Origin of the sequence: Bradyrhizobium sp. TM233 (assembly GCF_036247965.1) — a bacterium.
GTDB classification, from domain to species: Bacteria; Pseudomonadota; Alphaproteobacteria; order Rhizobiales; family Xanthobacteraceae; genus Bradyrhizobium; species Bradyrhizobium ottawaense.
Genome location: NZ_BTIG01000017.1, coordinates 43,085 through 60,365 on the forward strand (window position 1 = coordinate 43,085; position 17,281 = coordinate 60,365).

Consider the following 17,281-nt stretch of genomic DNA (forward strand, 5'->3'; position numbering starts at 1 on the left):
TGCTACTTGGTCGGGACGGGCTTGAACTTGGTCGAGATCACGTCCTCGACCGGCACGATGTCCTTGAGCCCGCCGAGCTTGGCGAGATCGAGCGAGAGCTGCACGGCGGCGCTGACATTGGCCGCGCCCATGTCGCCGCTGGTCTCCAGCTTCATGATGGTGTTGTCGTATTCGAGGCCGGCGATCTCCGGCGGCATTTCGTAGAGCTCGGCGATCAGCTTGACGGTGACGTCGCGGTTGGCCCGCATGAACGCGACCGCGCCATAGAGGGCGTTCACCGCTTTCTGCACCAGCTGAGGCTTGGCCTCGGCGAGCTTGTCGAGCACGATCCAGCCCGCGGTGAGGTTCGGCGGAACCGCGGTCGCGTAGTCGAGAATGGTCTTGGCTTCGCCGGATTTCGAGATCTGGAAGCTCAGCGGCGAATAGACCACGGCGGCCTCGACATTGCCGGCCAGGAGGTTCGGCACCAGGCCGCCGCCGCCGACGGGCACGCGCGTGAAATCGATCTTCTTGTCCTGGATGGTCCACAGCGCCAGCAGGTCGGAGCCCGAGCCGGCCGCGGTGATCGCCACCTTCTTGCCGTTGAGGTCCTTGACCTCGAGCGTCGATTTGGTCGGCACCATCAACTGCCAGCCGAAATTGCCCATCGCGGCGTTGGCGACGATGCGCGACATCACGCCCTTCTTGCGCCCGGCGGAGACCAGCGACGGCGGATCGAGGATGATGTCGGCCGCGCCTGCGGCCATGCCCTCGAAGGTCTCGGCGCCGCTGCGGTAGATGGTCAGCTCGGCCTGGATGCCTTCCTTCTCGAACAGCTTTTGCCGCACCGCCGTCTCGGCGATCGTCGTCGGCCAGTAGGTTTTCGTGGGCAGGCCGACGCGGATGGTGTCGGCGGCGCTCGCAGGGCCGGCGAGGATTGCGGCGGCGGCGAGCGATAGGAGCGCATGACGGCGATTGATCTTCATTGTTTCCTCCCGGTCTGTCTTTTTTTGTGCCGAATTTTTGGGGATCGTCAGGTCGTGCGGCTCACCTCCGCGATGCGCGAGGCGGCGAGCTCGACGAACTCCTTGGTGGTGCCGAAATGCTTCGACAAGGCGCGAACTGCCGCATCCGCGTCGCGCTTCGTCACGGCAGCGACGATCGCCGCGTGCTCGGCCGCGACGTCGCGCGGCTTGACGCCGGGCTCGCGACGGATCGACAGACGCCGATAGCGCTCGCTTTGCTCGTGCAACACGTCGCGGAAGCCGAGCAGCCATGGCGAGCCGCAGGCGTTGACCAGCGCACGGTGGAAAATGCGGTGACGGATCACCCATTCCTCGTAATGCACCGTGGGATCATCGGGATAGTGATAGGGGACGGCTTTCAGATCCGCCCAGGTCGACTTCACCGATGCGAGCCAGGCATCGTCGCCCCGCTCGATCGAGCGTCGCAGCGCAAGCCCCTCGATGTCGATCCGGGTCTGCGTCACGTCGGCGAGATCGGCGAGCGACACCGGGCTGACGCGGAAGCCGCGCTGGTCCGAGGCCTGCACCAGGCCGTCGGCGACGAGGCGCGACAGTGCCTCGCGGACGGCGGCAAGGCTCACCGAAAACTGCTTGGCGAGGCCGGCGATGTGCAGCTTCTGGGCCGGCAGCAGCCGCGCTGCCAGGATATCGGCGCGCAACCGCTCGTGCAGCGCCGACGTCAGGCTGCGCGGACCATCCCCGGGGTTTCCGGACATATCGAATTGAAGCGGACCCATCGGGGCGATGATTGCAAGGCGGCGCCCCGCGGTCAACAGAAAATCGAAAATCGATTTTTTCGCTGGTTGAGCGTCGGCGGCAGCCGCACGCTCGCCGCCATCACCCGCACGCCCAGTCGAACTTCATCTCCTTGAAGTCGAGCTGCGCGTTGCCGCCGCCGAAATTGGTGCCGCCGAAATATTCCTCGAACTCGATGTAGAACGGGCTCATCTCGGGCACCGCCTGGCACGGCCGCATGGTGCCGCCGAGATGGTTGTGGGCGTAGTCCTTGCTCCACTCGTGCAGGCGGAAATTGTCGCGGCCCGGTTTGCCGCCGACATAGTAGTAATAGGGCTGGTAGCCGGTCGGCGGGTTGCTGCGAACGTGCTCGTCCTGCGGGCCCTTGCCGGCGTTGGGATCATCGGCGCGCGCCGTCATGCCAATCGCGCGGGTCTCGCCGAGATCGGTGCGTGGCGGGGTGGCAAACATCTTCTTGGCGAAAGTCGGAGCAGCCTCGAAGAACGCGCTGGCGCCGCCGACATCGAGCCATCGCGGCCGCTCGGCCGTCGCCAGCGCCAGCGGCGCGGGCGGCGTCGCGAACGGGCCTTCGTATTCGGCGCGCGTCAGCAGCAGCGCGGCATATTCGTAATCGAGGATATCGGTCATGCGCGAAAGCCGCGGATGCGATGGCCGCGCCATCACCGCGTTGCGCACTTCGGGATCATCGGGCGCGCCGCCGTCATTGTGATCGGGCGCGGTGGCAAAGAACGACAATGCGACGATGTCCTCGCCATGCACGCGATAATCCTCAGGCAGCAGCAGCGTGAAACCGTGCATCAGCGGATAGCCGGTGACGGGATCGAGCGGCCATTGCGCGCTCGCAATGCCCGGCGGCAGGCCGTAGACCCAGCCCTGGTCGCGCGCACGGTCGACCGGACGGTCCAGCATCTGCAGATCATAAGCACGCGAAGGCAAGGCAAACGCCACGGGCCGCTCCCAACAAAGTCGCCTCGCCGTTGAGGCGAGGGTTAGTCGCAGGGAGGAGGGATGTGGTTCGGGGGCAGGGGATTGTTGGCAACGGCGTCGCCTCATTCTCCCCTGTCGTCCCCGGGAACGCCGGGACCCATAACCACAGGAAGAAGTTTGGCGAAGATGAGGTGTTCGATCTCAGGCATCCCGCAGCCGGTAGATCGCGCGGTAGGGGTGTGACGACCGGTGAGGGCACGCTGAGGCGGTTCTACCCCTATCTGATCTGTCCGCTTGGAAGCTCTTACGGAAAGGCTTATTCCTACGCTCTGCGAGAAGGAAACGATTGATGTCCTCTTCGCCGCCCTCCAGCACGGCGTCTTCTCCGGGCAGCTTTGACCATGCAGTTCGAGTTTGATTGGGACCCGATCAAGGCGGAGAGCAATCGGCGCAAGCATGGGGGCGCCTTCGAGGCGGCGAGGGGCGTTTTCAGCGATCCGCTGGCCCTGTCGTTACTCGACAATGAGTCTGGCGAAAGGGGAGGAGCGATGGGTTACCATGGGCCGGAGCCCGGCTGGTAACCTGCTTCTGGTCGTTCATACCTATGTCGAGCTGACAGCGGACCGGGCCGCGATCCGCATCATCTCGGGGCGCTACCCGAGCCGCCGCGAGATCGGGTCTTATGAAGGTTGATCGGTGATCCGATGAAGGACGAATACGATTTCTCGACCGCCGCGCGCGGCAAGTTCTTCCGCAAAGGCGCTCGCCTCGTGCCGCCGGTCCACCTGGAGCCCGAGGTTCTAACCTACCTCTCGGACCTCGCAGAGACCCAGGGCACTTCGCTGAACGACCTCGTGAACACCCTCCTCAGGGAAGACATCGAGCGCCTCGACGCAGAGAAGCAGCACTCGCCCCGACCATAGGTCTGCTCCCAGCGGAGGCCGCGATGAAGGTTTCAAATGGGATGACGATCTGGCTGTGGCTCTTCCCCCGAAGCTGATCGACCAGCTTGCGCTCAGGGAGGGTGACGAAATCGTCGTCACCGGTGGAAGCGCGACCACTGTCGAGACTCTGGACCAGGGGCGGGCTGCGCGAAAACCCGCCGCGTTGAATTGTCGCTTCCGACCGCCTCCGTAACCCATTGATCTGTCAGCCACCGTCCACTGTGCATGGGGTTGTTTTCATATTTCAAGCAGGGTTTGATGCCCGCGTTTGTATTCGGACAATCAAAAATTCACTTTACCCGAACCGCGACACACCCTATGATCCCTCCCAACTCATCCCCCGGTAAGGGACGGATCGCGATCGTCAGGGTTCGTGGGGTGAGGGGCGGTGGACGCGGGCGGTGTTGGTGCCAGATGCGGTCGCAGGGCGGGTAGTCCCCGTGAGCGATCAGCGGGCGCGTGTACGACGGTGCTGCCTCGCGTACGGCAAAATCGTGTGGTCGCGACGCCCGAATATCCGGCGTCAAGTCTTGCAGCGGTGCGTGGGTCCGACCGGACCTGCGCATCCCTCGAAAGCTGCAAGGCGACGGTGGCAAAGGGATCGTCTCACCGGCGAGAGCGCGACATAAGCCGTTTCAACCACTGCGCAGGGAAGGCCGGGCATCCGGTCGCACCTGTTTCTCCCCTGTGAGCGACTATCACGCACTCATGCACAGGGGTCTTGCGGGTGCCAGCCGGTGCCCGGTCTTCCCTGCGCCCTTCCATTTCGAAGGGTGCCGTGGCCTACGCAAAACCCGGGCGCTATGTGCCGCGGGATCGCGATAGGCTGTCTGTGAGGGATAGAAGGGCCCGTAGCCCGGATGGAGCGGAGCGCAATCCGGGACCGCCATCGCTTGTGGCACGACCCCGGATTGCGCTTCGCTCCATCCGGGCTACGGCACCGTCGAGGAGCCTAGCCCCTTCGACGCGCGACTGACGCATCCACCACGTTCTCCACTTCCTCGCGCCAGTTCAGAATCTCCATCGCCAGCACGGGATGATTGAAACCCTTGAGCTGGAGGTCGTCGAGCGCGCGGGCTTCAACCCAGGGCTCGACGATGCCGTAGACGCGGCGGCTCACCACGATCTGGTTGGGCTTGGCCTCGCCGCACAGGCGGGAGGCGAGGTTGGTGACGCTGCCGATCGCGGCATATTCCAGTCGCTGCTCGAAGCCGACCTGGCCGAGCGTGGCATAGCCGACCGCGATGCCGATGCCGAAGCCGAGGCTGTGGCCGCGGTTGCGCCAGCGCTCGGTCAGCGGGCCGATCGTGTCGCGCATCTCCACCGCCATCTTCACGGCGCGCTTGGTGTGGTCCTCGAACTGGATCGGCGCGTTGAACAGGATCATCACGCCGTCGCCGGCGTATTTGTCGAGCGTGCCCTCGTATTTGAAGATCAGCTTGCCGAGCGCGGCGTGATATTCGCGCAGCACGTTCATCGCCTCTTCCGGCTCGGTCGCTTCCGTGAACGCGGTGAAGCCGCGCAGATCGCAGAACACCACGGTCACCTCGCGGCGCTGGCTGGTGAGCAAGCCTTCGGGGCTGTCGGAGGAGGCGATCAGCTGCGCCACCTGCGGCGCCAGGAAGCGCTCGAGCTTGCGGATGCGCTCGATCTCGCCGAGCTGGGTCTTGACGCGCTCCTCCAGCGACTTGTTCCAGTTCTTCAATTGCTCGGTCTGCTCGCGCAGCTTGTCGGCCTGGGCGCGCACGGTCTCGTTCGCCGTCTCCAAAGCGTGGCTCTTGTGGTCGACCTCGGTGAACAGCCGCGCATTGCGCATCGCCAGCACGGCCTGGTTGGCGAAGGTGCGCATCAGGCCGATGATGCTGGCGGCGAACTCGCCGCTCGCGCGGCGCAGCACCACCAGCGAGCCGAGCGTGCCCTGCTGGTCGACCAGCGGCACCACCAGCACCGAATGGAAGCCGGCCGCGATGGCGACCTCGCGCAGCGGCTGCTCGGCGGCGGCGCCGAGCTCGGCAATCGCGATCGGCTCGCCGCTTTCGGCGGCATCGCTCAGGATGTTCTCGCCTTCGTCGATGGTGACATGGGCGCCGTCAGCGGATTTGTCGATGCCGTTGGCCTCGACCAGATTGAAGCGGCGCGTCTCGGCATCGAAGCCGTAGATCAGCACCGCATCGGCATGCGTGATCTCGATCGCGCGCGCGGCGATCGTCGGCAGCACGGCGTTGAGATCGAGCGAGGCGGCGACGGCGCGGCCGACCTCTTCCAGCACCTTCAGCTCGTTGATCGACTGCGCCAGATCGCGCGTGCGCTCCTCGACCTTGGTCTCCAGGTCCGAATAGGTCTCCTGGATCTGGCCGGCCATGCGGTTGAACTGACCGGCGAGATCTTCCAGCTCGTCCGAGGTACGTACTTCGATGCGGTGACTGAAATCGCCCTCGCCGAGCCTGTAGGCGCCGTCGCGCAGCGCCGTGATCGGAATGATCATGCGGCGGGCGAGCAGCGTGCCGGCGAGGATCGCGACCATCAGGCCCATGCCGATCAGAAGCGCGATGCGCACCAGCTGGTCGCGGATCGGCATCAGGGCCTGCGTGGTCGGCTGCTCGAACAGCACGCTCCAGCCGAGCTTCGGCACCGTGCTCGCGGCGCTCATCACCGCATGGCCGTTGAAGTCGGTGCCCGAACTGTCGCCCTCGTGGCCGGGTGCGATCGCAGCCGCCACCTGCGGCAGCTTCGACAAATCCTTGCCGACATCGGGCCCCTTCGACGACGTCGCCAGCACGCGGCCTCGGGGATCGACGACATAGGCAAAGGCGGCCTTGCCGACTTGCGCGTCGGACAGGAAGTCGGAGAGAAAGCCGAGATCGATCTCGGCCACGGTGACGCCGGCATTGAAGCCGGAATGCGCCACCGAGATCGACATCAACGGCGTCCGGTCGGCGAACCAGGCCGGCGCATAGCTGACGCCGCGGGCCACGGTGTCGGTGAAGCGCATGTCGCGGGAGAGGTCGGCGTTGCTGCCGGTCGTGGTCGACTGGCGGGAGACGCGCAGCACCTCGCGGCCTTCGCCGTTGAGCTGGAACAGCTGGTTGACGACCGAGACCTGGTGCAGCAGCTGGGCGTAGTCGGCGCGGCGCTTTTCGAGGGTGTCCTGGCTCGCCCGCGTCACCCAGCTGATCTGGCGATCGAGCTCCGAGATCGACTGCTCGATCCGCCGGGCGGCGGCCTGTGCCTTGTCCTCCAGCCCGTCGGTCAGCTGTGTCTTGGTGGCGCGGTAGGAGATCCAGGTCTCCATCGCGCCGTTGACGGCGAGGACGAACACGACGAGGCCGACGAGGGAGACGACGTATTTGGCGAACAGGCCCTCGCGCAGAAACCGTGTCTTGTCGTTCGCTCCTGCCATCCCGATCCTCTCGCGCCGCCATCGACGCCGGCGCTGCGGGGTCCTTCTATCACAATTCGGGCCAAAGGGCCGCCGAGCAGCCGGCGTGGTTACTCGCCGTGGGACGCCGTCGCAGGTAAAAAGGGACGGATTGCCGAGGCCTCCTCCGTTCGGAGGAAGCCGGAAGCGGGGCGGCTGGTGTAAGCGGATGACCTTGGAGCCAAGCCCGCGAATCCGCCCATCACCGGTTGAAAAGTTGCCGCAGCACGTCGTTCATTGGCTGACTGTCCTGCTGCGCGACCGGCGGGTCCTCCAGGGCCGGAGCCGCGGGCGAGGCCTGTGGCGCCGGCGTAGAGGGCGTTGCCGGCAGGCTGCGGCTGCGGCCACTGCCTGGCGCGGCGCCGGTGCTGCTTCCCGCGCCATTGGACAGCCCTTGCTGAATCAAATTGCCGATCGCCTCGCCCAAGGGACCGCCGAGCAGATTGTTCTGGCCCGGCTGCTGGGCTTGCGGATTGGCATTTCCGGCCGCATTGCCGCCGGGTGCGGTGGCTCCGCCGAGACCGAGGCTGCCCAGGATGTTGCCGAGCCCGGCGCCATCAGGGCCGAACAGGCCCTTGCCCATCTCGCGCAGCTTGGCATAGGCGGCATCCGGATTGTCCAGCATGCCGGCCATGTCGGGGTAGATCTTGGGCTGCGACCAGCTGCCCTGGATCATCACGGGAATGCCGAAGCCGACCGGCTCATTGGCGCGGCCCTGGCCTTCGGTCGTCATCACCAGCTTGGGCTCGACGCGAAAACCCATCATTTTGGTGTCGAGCGCGATGGTGCCGGCGCCGGTGACGCGCACCAGCGGCCCGATCAGGTTGAGATCGGTCGTCACCGCCTGGCCCTTGTCGATGCGGAAGGAGGCGGAGAGCTGCGACAAATCCGTGCTCTGCTCCTGGCCGGCATTCTGGTTGTCCTGCCAGCCGGACAGCGTGCCCGACGTCAGCGAGCGGATCATCTGCGCGACATTGATGCCGCGGATGGCGCCGTCCTGGAAATTGACGAAGGCCGTGCCCTGCATGTTCGCCATCAGTGCGCGCTGGCTGGTGCCGGCGCTGCGAAGAGCGAGCTTGGCCTGCAGCTTGCCGTCGATGCGGTCGAATTCGGCAAGGCCCTGCAGCAGCGGCAGTGCGCGCACGCCGACGAGATCGGAATGCATGGCAAAGCTCGGCGCGCCGCTGGTCGCATCCAGGATCACCTCGCCCGAGACCTGGCCGCCATAGGCGCCGAGATTGGCGGTGCCGGCCTTCAGCACGCCGCCGGCGAGCTTTGCATCGAGCGCCAGCGGCGCGATGCGGGCATCGCCGATCACGGCCTCGCTCGCGGAGATCCGCACTTGCGCATCGACATAATTGAGCCCGGACACGTCGATCGGCGCATTGCTCCAGGGCTGCCCGGCCGTGCCCTCCGGCGATTTCGCCAGCGGAATCGCGAGCCGCTGGAAGTCGAGGTCGAGCTTGACCAGCGGCTTGCTCGCGATGTCGACGGAAGCCCAGCCGTTGAAGGCGCCGTCGCCGAGCCGGCCATTCACGCCGTTGATCATCACGACATCGCCGTTCATTCGCATCTCGGCGTGACCGTTGAGCTGAGACTTCAGCACATCGGGCATGTCGATGGCGAAATCCACCGGGATCGTCGGCCGGTCGGCCGGCGGCGCCGGCGTGGTCGCCTTGATGTCGAACTTGGTCGGGTGGTCGCCGACGCGCGCGGTGCCGGTGATGCCGACCTTGCGGTCGCGGCCGATGGTGGCGTCGGCGTTGATGGCGCTGATGCGGCCCTCGACACGATCGCGCACGCGCGCGAATGCGACTTCGCCGTCGGTGACCCTGACGCGGTCGATGGATGCGCCGCCGACATCGAGCGCGAGCGGTTTCGACGAGCCTGCCGCATTCGGCAGGCGTTCACGCAGCAGCGGCTGGTAGAGCACGGGATGGGTGACGATCAGCTCGCTGATCTGAGGGCGGCCCGACCACACGCTGGAGAGCGACATGTCGGCCTGCACGCTGTCGACCGTCAGGCGCGTGATGCCGCTGCGATCCCGGGGATCGGCAAGCGAGAGGTCGTTCAGGGTGACGTTCAGCGTCGGCCACAGGCTGATTTTGGTGGTGCCGTCGATCGACAGCCGATAGCCGGTCGCGCTCTCGACGCGCGAGGCGATCGTCGAGGTCAGGAAGCCCGAGGGGATTCCGACCACCAGCAGGAGTGCGATCACGATGATGACGGCGGCCAGTGCCGCGCCGGCGAATTTTACTGCTCTCATCTCGACTTTCCACTGACGGACGATCGGCGTCGAATCCCGCCGGCTATCCATCCTTCACGGCCGAGCTTATCCCCGGACGGGAAGCGGCTCCAAGCGCGTAAAAATAGTCAGGGGGTGCTGCAAAGTTATGTGACTTATGACACACTTCCTCGACGCGGTTTTACGCGATCCTGATCGTGATGATTTCAAGCGATTTGCCAAGACGACTGAAAATACGTCTGACGAGACAACTGACCAGGACTTCACAAGGACATTGAAATGAGCAAGCAGGCCGAATTTGCGGTCATCCTGAAGATGAACGCAATGTTCGCGGATCTCGGTACAGACGAGCTCCAGCGGTTGTCCAATCTCTGTCACACCCAGCATCTGGGGAACGGCGAGGTGCTGTTCCAGAAGGGCGATGCCGGCGACGCCCTGTTCGGCGTGCGCCGCGGCCAGGTCCGCATCGAGACCGGCGCTTCCGACGGCAGCCGGCTGACACTCAATTTCATGGGGCCGGGTGACCTGTTCGGCGAGGTCGCGGTGCTGGACGGCCAGAATCGCACCGCGGATGCGACCGCGGGCGAGGCCAGCGAATTGTTCGTGCTGCGGCGCGAAGATTTTCTCAGCTTCCTCGAACGCGAGCCGAAGGTCGCGATCAAGATCATCGCATTGCTGTGCCAGCGCATCCGCTGGCAGAGCGAGCGCATGGAGGAATCCATGCTGCAGCCGCTGCCGGTGCGCCTCGCGCGGCGGCTTTGCGCACTCGCCGCCGATTTCGGTTCCGAGGTGCACATCTCGCAGGAACAGCTCGGCGTCTTCGTCGGCGCCGCCCGCGAGAGCGTCAACCGCCAGCTGCAGGCCTGGCGCAAGGAAGCGATTTTGGATCTCCAGCGCGGGCGTATTCTGCTGCGGAACATGACCAAGCTGACTGCGATCGCGCGGAACGAGTAGCAGCTAGGCTGCCTCCGGCACATAGTGCAAGAGCAGCAGCTCGGATCGCAAACAGGGCGCAACGGCGTAGGGCCGCCCATCGTCGTCGCTGAATTCGACAAGTACTGTCTCGTCGTCGAACTCTTCGACGATCGTGCCAACGTTTCCCCTCGCCAACCGGTGCTCAGGCAGGTTTGCGAGCAATGCGACGACGTCCAGCGCTCGCGGTGCCCGATCTTCCTTCTTGTTCGTTGCGCTCATCATAGCGCCCAACAGGTGACAAAGGTCGGCCGGTCGTCGCCGACCCGTATGATCCGGCTCCAGCCGCTCGAACCCTACTCCGCCGCGGGGTGGATGATATTCTTCGGCGCTGGCCCTGCTTCCGCCGGTGCGGCGTCGTGATGACCACCCGTCTCGGCATCCTCACTGTGCACGATCAGCCGCTTGGCGAAGCGCCAGATCAGGGCGCCGAGATCGTCCATCACCATGAACATCGCGGGCACGAACACCAGCGACAGGATGGTCGAGAAGATCAGGCCGCCGATCACCGCGAGCGCCATCGGCGAGCGGAACTCGCCGCCGGCACCGACCGCGAGCGCGCTCGGCATCATGCCCGCGGCCATCGCGATCGTGGTCATCACGATCGGGCGGGCGCGCTTCATGCCGGCGTCGATCATCGCCTCTTCGCGCGGCTTGCCGGCGTGAATGGCTTCGATCGCGAACTCCACCAGCATGATCGCGTTCTTGGTGACGATGCCCATCAGCATCAGAATGCCGATCCACACCGGCGTGGTCAGCTGCTTGCCGGTGATGAGCAGGGCCGCGATGGCGCCGCCGATCGAGAGCGGCAGCGAGAACAGGATAGTGATCGGCTGCAGGAAGGTGCCGAACAGCAGCACCAGCACGGCGTAGACCATCATCAGGCCCGCCGTGATCGCGGTGGCGAAGCCGTCGGACAGCTCGTTGAGGCTTTCAGCGTCGCCGGACGGAGAGACCTTCACGCCCTTCGGCCGGCTCTTCATCACCGGCAGGTCGTAGATCTTCTTGGTGGCGTCGCCGAGTGCGGCGGAGCCGACGAGGTCGGCGGCGACGGTCGCCTGCCGCTCGCGATCGTAGCGGTTGATGCTGGTCGGACCCTGGTCGAGCTTGACGTCGGCGATGACCGAGAGCGGCACGCCGCCCTTCTCGCCGTGCTCGCCGAGCGGCACGCGCAACTGCTCCAGCGTCTTCAGATTGCCGCGCGCGGCATCCTCGAGCTGCACGCGGATCGGCACCAGGCGGTCGCCGACGTCGAATTTGGCGAGCGCGGGTCCGACATCGCCGATGGTGGCGACGCGGATGGTCTGCGACAGGCTTTCGGTCGAGACCCCGAGCCGCGCGGCGAGATCGGCGCGCGGTTCGACGCGCAGCTCCGGCCGCTCCAGCGTGGTTTCCGAGATCACGTTGGAGATGGTGGGAATCCGCTTCATCTGCGTCGCGAGCTCGCTCGCGAAATTGTTGACGATGTTGGCGTCGACACCGGTCACGACCAGCGAGATGGCGCGCAGGCCGTTCTCGTCGAGGAACCAGAAGCGGATGTCGGGAATGTTCTCCAATTCCTGGCTGATCGAGAATTCGAGCTCGCGCTGGGTGATGTCGCGGGCATCCTTGGGCGTGTAATTGATGATCAGTGCGGCGCGCCGGACTTCCTGGGTGCCCGGCGGAACGCGCCCGCCGTCGACGAAGATGCTCTTTACCTCGGGCCGTTTGCGCAGGCGCGCGACGATGTCCTCGGTGACCTTCTCGGTGTAGGCGAGCTGGGTGCCCGGCGGCAGCTCGAGGGCAAGCAGCGAGCGCGAACTGTCCTGCGCCGGCAGAAAACCCTGCGGCAACAGCGTAATGCTCCAGATCGAGGCGGCGAAGACGCCGAAGCCGACCAGCACCGTGATGAAATAGTGTTTTACCGACCAGGCCACGATCCTGTGATAGGACCGCAGCACGCGGCCGGGCGGCGGTTCTTCGTGAGTGCCGGGCTTGAGGAAGTAGGCGGCGAGCACCGGCGTGACGAAGCGCGCCGCGAGCAGGGAGAAGAACACCTGCACCGAGACGGTGATGCCGAACTGCTTGAAGAACTGTCCGGCGATACCCGACATGAAGCTCGCCGGTGCGAAGATCGCGATGATGGTGAGCGAGATCGCGATCACCGCGAGGCCGATCTCGTCGGCGGCTTCGAGGGCGGCACGATAGGGCGACTTGCCCATGTTCATGTGCCTGACGATGTTCTCGATCTCGACGATGGCGTCGTCGACCAGAATACCCGTCGACAGCGTAATGGCGAGGAAGCTGACGAGGTTCAGCGAGAAGCCGAGCAGGTCCATCGCCCAGAACGCCGGGAAGATCGACAACGGCAGCGAGATCGCGGCGATGATGGTGGCGCGCAGGTCGCGCAGGAACAAGAGCACGATGACGACGGCGAGGATGGCGCCTTCGAACAGGGTCGAGATCGCCGCGTGGTAATTGCCGTTGGTATATTCGACCGAGGTGTCGATCACCTTCAGGTCGACGTCGGGATAGGCGGCCTTGAGTACGTCGATGCGCTTCTGCACGGCCTCGGCCACCTTGACGTCGCTGGCGCCCTTGGAGCGCTTGATGCCGAGCGCGACGATCGGCTCGCCGTTGAAGCGGGCGAAGGTGCGGCGGTCTGCGATGGTGTCGGTGACGGTGCCGAGATCGTCGAGCCGGACCTCGCCGCCGCCGAACAGCGGGATCATGGTGCCGGCAAGATCGCTCAGCGTCTTTGCGCCGGCGAGCGTGCGGATCGCCTGGTCGTTCTTGCCGATCTCGGCGCGGCCGCCGGCGACGTCGACATTGGTGCCGCGCAGGCTCTGGCTGACATTGACCGCGGTCAGCCCCATCGCCTGCAGGCGGTCGGGATCGAGCGAGACCAGAATTTCGCGCTCGACACCGCCGATGCGCTCGACCTGGGCGACGCCGCGCACGCCTTGCAGCGCGCGCTTGACCACGTCGTCGACGAAGTAGGAGAGCTGCTCGGGCGTCTTGCCGGGCGAGATCGCGGCGTAGGTGACGATCGGCAGGCCGATGACGTCGACGCGCTGGATCAGCGGCTCGGTGACATTCTGCGGCAGGTTCGACCGTACGCGCGTCACCGCGTCCTTGACGTCGTTGAGCGCGCGGTCGGTGTTGGTTTCAAGCGCGAACTGGATGGTGGTCACCGACAGGCCGTCGGTGATCTGCGAGGTGATGTGCCGCACGCCCTCGACGCCGGAGACCGCGTCTTCGACCGTCTTGGTCACCTGGGATTCGAGCTCGGCGGGCGCCGCGCCGAATTGCGACACCGCGACCGAGATCACGGGAATGTCGGCCGAAGGCAGCCGCGTCACCGCGAGCTTGGTGAAAGACACCCAGCCGAGGATCAGAAGGATGATCGAGAAGACGACCGACGGCAGCGGATTCCGGATCGACCAAGCCGAGATATTGAGAGCCATCAGCGTACCCGCGTGCGATCGAGTTCATCGGCGAACATGGTCTTGATCTGGTCGCCGTCATGGAGCGAAGAGCCGGCGTCGGCCACGACGATTTCGCCGACGTCGAGGCCTTCCAGAATTTCCGTCGCGTTGTCGGACGAGAGCCCGACCCGCACCTTGCGCGTCTCGATCGTGTTGCCCTTGACGACCTGAATGGTGAGATGGTCGATCGCGGTCTTGGGGATCGAGACGCCGCAGCTTCGCTTGGCGTCGATCGAGGCGCGGGCGAATACGCCGACCTTCAGCGACGGATTGTTGGTAACGCTGATGCGGACGCGGCCGAGCTGCGTGGCGCGGTCGATTTCGGGCGCAACCAGCCGGACCCGGCCGATCAAATCGGGCGCGTCGTCGCGGCTGATGCGCACGGTGGCGCCGGAGCTGAGCTTGGGCATGTGCACCGCCGGGACCTGAGCATCGAGCTCGATCTCGTTGTTGACGGCGATGCGGAACATCGGGCCGGCCTGCGGGGATGCGGGCGCGCCGACGATGGTGCGGACCTCGGTGACGAGGCCCGGCGCAGGCGCCTTCAGCGAGATCGGGCCTTGCGGACCGGGTCGCTGCGGTTGACCCGGGATCTGCGGCGGCGCGGTCAGGCGCGCCAGCTCCTGGTTGTCGGCAACGACGGTGCCTTCGGTGACGAAGAGATCGGTGACCTTGGATCCTTCCTGGTCGGCGACGACCACGGCCTCGCGGCGCGGCACGAAGAAGCCGGTCACCCGCACGAGGTCGGAGAAGCAGGCATTGGTCGACTTCGTCACGATGACGAGCGCCTCGCTCTGCGTCTCCTTCGGCTCGGGGCGCTTCCGATGCTCGAAGAGGTAATAGCCGACGCCGAGCGCGACGACGAACACCACGGTTCCGGCAGGCTTGAGATATTCGGAGAGATTCATCGCCGGATCATCCTGGCCTGGCTCACGGCCGTCCGCGCGAGGCCCATGAAAAGCGTTTCCCTGAAACAAAGCGGCGTCCCGCAAGGCTGCGGGACGCGCTCTGGAAGCGAGACTTTACACCACATCACGACTTGTCACTTCAAAGGATTACGTCGTGCTCACTTCGATGCGGTGGTCTTGTTTTCCATGTTGACGACTTGGACGCGGCGGTTGACCTCCGCCATCGGCTGGCTCGGGTTCTTCAGCTTGCTCTTGCCGTAGCCGACGGTGACGAGGTCGGTCGCGGAGATGCTGTACTTCTCGACGAGGTAGCGCTTGATCGAATCTGCGCGGCGTTCCGACAGGTCCTGGTTGTAGGTTTCGCCGCCCGCGGCGTCGGTATGACCGGCCACCACGAAGGTGGAGCCCTTCAGGTCGGGACTGGTCAGCGCGCGACCGAGCGCCTGCACGGATGGCATCGACTTGGCGCTGATATTGGCGGAGTTGTAGTCGAAGGTGATTTCGAGATCGATGTTCGGCTTGTCCTTGGCGACTGACGCGATTTCCTCGCGCTCGGTCGAGGACAGCGAACGCGTCGAGCGGCCGCGCACCGACTGGATCAGCTTGCTCTCGGCGGCGTTCGGCGCGGGATCGGCCTGCGGGGCGATCGAGAGGCCGCGGGTCAGGGGCTTCTTCTGCGCCGGCGCCAAAGCGCGGACGATGTCGTCCTCGGTGACGTTCTTGCTGTTGCCGTCATCGCCGGCGAAGGCCGGCGAGGCCGGCAGCGACAGCGTGGCCCCAAGAGTGATGCCAAGCGTGATGACGGACAGGATCGCGGTAAGTCCCTTTGCAGCCGATTTCATAGCCAGTCCCTCCTGCGCAGTCAGCTCGCGCGGTTCCAAAATTCCTGCCAAAATTCCTGCAATGAGCCCCCCGGGGAAGGCCGCCTGCGGCATCCGTTCGTTAGTCTTCCCTGGGCCCCCAGGGGTTCGAGCCGCCGCCTGCCTCAATTCAAAAAAATACTAGCGCACTCCGTAGCTTGCGAATTCCTGAACGATGTTCGGATCCATCGCCTTGGCATTGGCGATATCGAGCGCGCCTTCCTGGGCTGAGCCATTGCGCTGCTTGGCGAGGCCGCGTCCATAGAGCGAGGAGGTCAGGCGCGGGTTGATCCTGAGGGCCGCATCGAAATCGGCGATGGCATTCTTGACCGCGCCGGATTTGAGGTTGACGAGCCCGCGGCTGTCCAGCGCATCGACGAAGTTCGGCCGCAACCGCAGCGCCTCGTTGCAATCCTTCAGCGCGCCCTGGAGGTCGCCGACCACGGTGCGGGTCCAGCAGCGGTTATTCAGCGCCTCGACATCCTTGGTGTTGATCCGGAGCGTGTCGTCAAAATCCTTGATGGCGAGGTTGTAGGCGCCCTTGCTGGCATAGACCTGGCCACGCCGGTACAGCGCATTCACATCGTCCGGATTGGCGGCGATCTTGGAGGTCAGGCTCTTGATCGTGGGATCGTCGGCCAGCGCGGCAGCGCTCGGCCCGCTGTCCGTGCTCGGCGCCGGAGCGGGATCGATCGGTTTTACCGGCGGTGGCGGCGGGGGCAGGGCGGCCTCGACCTGCGGCTTCGGTGTGGGGGCCGGTGCGGGCGCTGGCGCCGGTGGCGAAGCAGGCGCGGGTGCCGCCGCGGTGTCGGCCGGCTTCGGCGGCGGAGGTGGTGTCGGCGGCGCGGGCGGTGCCGGCGGCGGGTTGTTGGCGACGACCGGCGGCGGCGCGGGAGGCGCGGGCGGCGTCGCCGGTGCCGGGCGCGATCCGCCGGCTCCCGGGCTGAACGAGAAATCTTCGGCCAATGAAGAGGATATCCACGGCACCTGCTCGCCGCGTGAAGCGCGGGTGACGCCCATCTTGGTCCGGTTCAGTGTCTCCTCGGCCATCAGGTCGGGGACCCGGATTTCCTTCAGGAGCTCCTGGACGAACAGGCTGTGCTCGCCGCCGGCGTCGGAGACGACCGAGGCCAGCGCCGCCGAATACATCACCAGCGTTCCGTTCGGCGCGATGACCGGGGTCAGGCCAGCCGAGAAGCTGCGGAACCGGCGCTCGAACGGGTTGCGCCTGGAGGCGTCGATCAGCGCGATCTTGACGCCGGCGCCGCGGGTGTTGAGCTCGCCGAGGACGGTCTCGAGGCTGAAACCGTCGCGGCGTACGTCGGATTCGGTCCAGATCTGCGCATCGATCGGCAACATGTAGCTCTGGCGCGCCGACTGGATGCCGAAGCCGCTGAAGAACACCAGCGCCACCGATCCCGGCTTGATCTTGCCGTAGAGCTTGTCGAAGGCGCGGCGCATGCCGTCGCCGGTCAGATTCTCGGCGATCTCGACCGAAAAGCCGTCGCGCTTGAGCTCGTCGGCGACGTCACGGGCATCGTTGATCGGTTCCTTCAGCGGGGCATCCGCATCCGGATATTTGGCGTTGCCGATGACCAGCGCAAAACGGTCACCGGCCGCAAGCGATGGGGCAGTCGGGACGAGCGAGATGAGCAAGGGCAGAAGAAGAAAGAAGCGAATTTTCATAATCAGCGCGGTCCAGCCAAAAAGGCGCCGTTACCAGCTTGCGCCGCGGCGACCTTAACTTACGCTTCCTGCATTATCAAACCGGGGACGGAGG

The 17,281-nt window shown here is 65.5% G+C and carries 13 protein-coding genes; 3 read left to right on the forward strand and 10 right to left on the reverse strand.

Features of this window, described 5'->3' with window-relative positions; translation table 11 throughout:
• Positions 1 to 2: 2 nt before the first annotated feature.
• The 3 genes from AABA86_RS26635 to AABA86_RS26645 form a co-directional block, all read right to left on the reverse strand.
• On the reverse strand, positions 3 to 965 hold the full coding sequence (locus AABA86_RS26635; protein WP_212253038.1) for an ABC transporter substrate-binding protein: 963 nt from the start codon (positions 963 to 965) through the stop codon (positions 3 to 5).
• Positions 966 to 1,012: 47 nt separating this feature from the next.
• On the reverse strand, positions 1,013 to 1,720 hold the full coding sequence (locus AABA86_RS26640) for a GntR family transcriptional regulator (RefSeq protein ID WP_338308964.1): 708 nt from the start codon (positions 1,718 to 1,720) through the stop codon (positions 1,013 to 1,015).
• A 121-nt stretch (positions 1,721 to 1,841) separates the two neighbouring features.
• Complete coding sequence (locus AABA86_RS26645) at positions 1,842 to 2,708, reverse strand: hypothetical protein (protein WP_338308965.1); 867 nt, start codon at positions 2,706 to 2,708, stop codon at positions 1,842 to 1,844.
• Positions 2,709 to 3,143: 435 nt separating this feature from the next.
• Between AABA86_RS26645 and AABA86_RS34660 the strand changes: the two genes are divergently transcribed.
• Both AABA86_RS34660 and AABA86_RS26655 read left to right on the forward strand, forming a co-directional pair.
• Positions 3,144 to 3,380, forward strand: coding sequence for a BrnT family toxin (locus AABA86_RS34660; RefSeq protein WP_445083492.1), 237 nt, complete (start codon positions 3,144 to 3,146; stop codon positions 3,378 to 3,380).
• 11 nt (positions 3,381 to 3,391) lie between these two features.
• Complete coding sequence (locus AABA86_RS26655) at positions 3,392 to 3,610, forward strand: hypothetical protein (protein WP_338308967.1); 219 nt, start codon at positions 3,392 to 3,394, stop codon at positions 3,608 to 3,610.
• 973 nt (positions 3,611 to 4,583) lie between these two features.
• Here the strand turns inward: AABA86_RS26655 and AABA86_RS26660 are convergent.
• Both AABA86_RS26660 and AABA86_RS26665 read right to left on the reverse strand, forming a co-directional pair.
• Positions 4,584 to 7,031, reverse strand: coding sequence for an adenylate/guanylate cyclase domain-containing protein (locus tag AABA86_RS26660; RefSeq protein ID WP_338308968.1), 2,448 nt, complete (start codon positions 7,029 to 7,031; stop codon positions 4,584 to 4,586).
• A gap of 220 nt (positions 7,032 to 7,251) precedes the next feature.
• Positions 7,252 to 9,315: an AsmA family protein gene (locus AABA86_RS26665; protein WP_338308969.1), complete on the reverse strand. Its 2,064-nt coding sequence runs from the start codon at positions 9,313 to 9,315 to the stop codon at positions 7,252 to 7,254.
• Positions 9,316 to 9,573: 258 nt separating this feature from the next.
• On the opposite strand from AABA86_RS26665, the gene AABA86_RS26670 reads away from it, so the two are divergent.
• Positions 9,574 to 10,248 carry a Crp/Fnr family transcriptional regulator gene (locus AABA86_RS26670; RefSeq protein ID WP_212253073.1) on the forward strand — a complete coding sequence of 225 codons (675 nt, stop codon included), beginning with the start codon at positions 9,574 to 9,576 and terminating at the stop codon, positions 10,246 to 10,248.
• Between the two features lie 3 nt (positions 10,249 to 10,251).
• Here the strand turns inward: AABA86_RS26670 and AABA86_RS26675 are convergent, their stop codons facing one another.
• The 5 genes from AABA86_RS26675 to AABA86_RS26695 all read right to left on the reverse strand — a co-directional run bounded on the left by AABA86_RS26675 (position 10,252) and on the right by AABA86_RS26695 (position 17,187).
• The gene (locus tag AABA86_RS26675) at positions 10,252 to 10,488 is read right to left on the reverse strand and encodes a DUF4926 domain-containing protein (RefSeq protein ID WP_095425535.1); all 237 of its coding nucleotides are present in this window, start codon (positions 10,486 to 10,488) and stop codon (positions 10,252 to 10,254) included.
• 74 nt (positions 10,489 to 10,562) lie between these two features.
• Positions 10,563 to 13,712: an efflux RND transporter permease subunit gene (locus tag AABA86_RS26680; RefSeq protein WP_212253076.1), complete on the reverse strand. Its 3,150-nt coding sequence runs from the start codon at positions 13,710 to 13,712 to the stop codon at positions 10,563 to 10,565.
• Entirely contained in the window at positions 13,712 to 14,641 is a 930-nt protein-coding gene (locus AABA86_RS26685; protein ID WP_338308970.1) for an efflux RND transporter periplasmic adaptor subunit, read from the reverse strand. The genes AABA86_RS26680 and AABA86_RS26685 overlap by 1 nt, the downstream gene beginning before the upstream one ends.
• Positions 14,642 to 14,799: 158 nt before the next feature.
• Positions 14,800 to 15,483 carry an OmpA family protein gene (locus AABA86_RS26690; RefSeq protein WP_212253080.1) on the reverse strand — a complete coding sequence of 228 codons (684 nt, stop codon included), beginning with the start codon at positions 15,481 to 15,483 and terminating at the stop codon, positions 14,800 to 14,802.
• A 159-nt stretch (positions 15,484 to 15,642) separates the two neighbouring features.
• Positions 15,643 to 17,187: a caspase family protein gene (locus tag AABA86_RS26695; protein ID WP_212253082.1), complete on the reverse strand. Its 1,545-nt coding sequence runs from the start codon at positions 17,185 to 17,187 to the stop codon at positions 15,643 to 15,645.
• Positions 17,188 to 17,281: the final 94 nt, after the last annotated feature.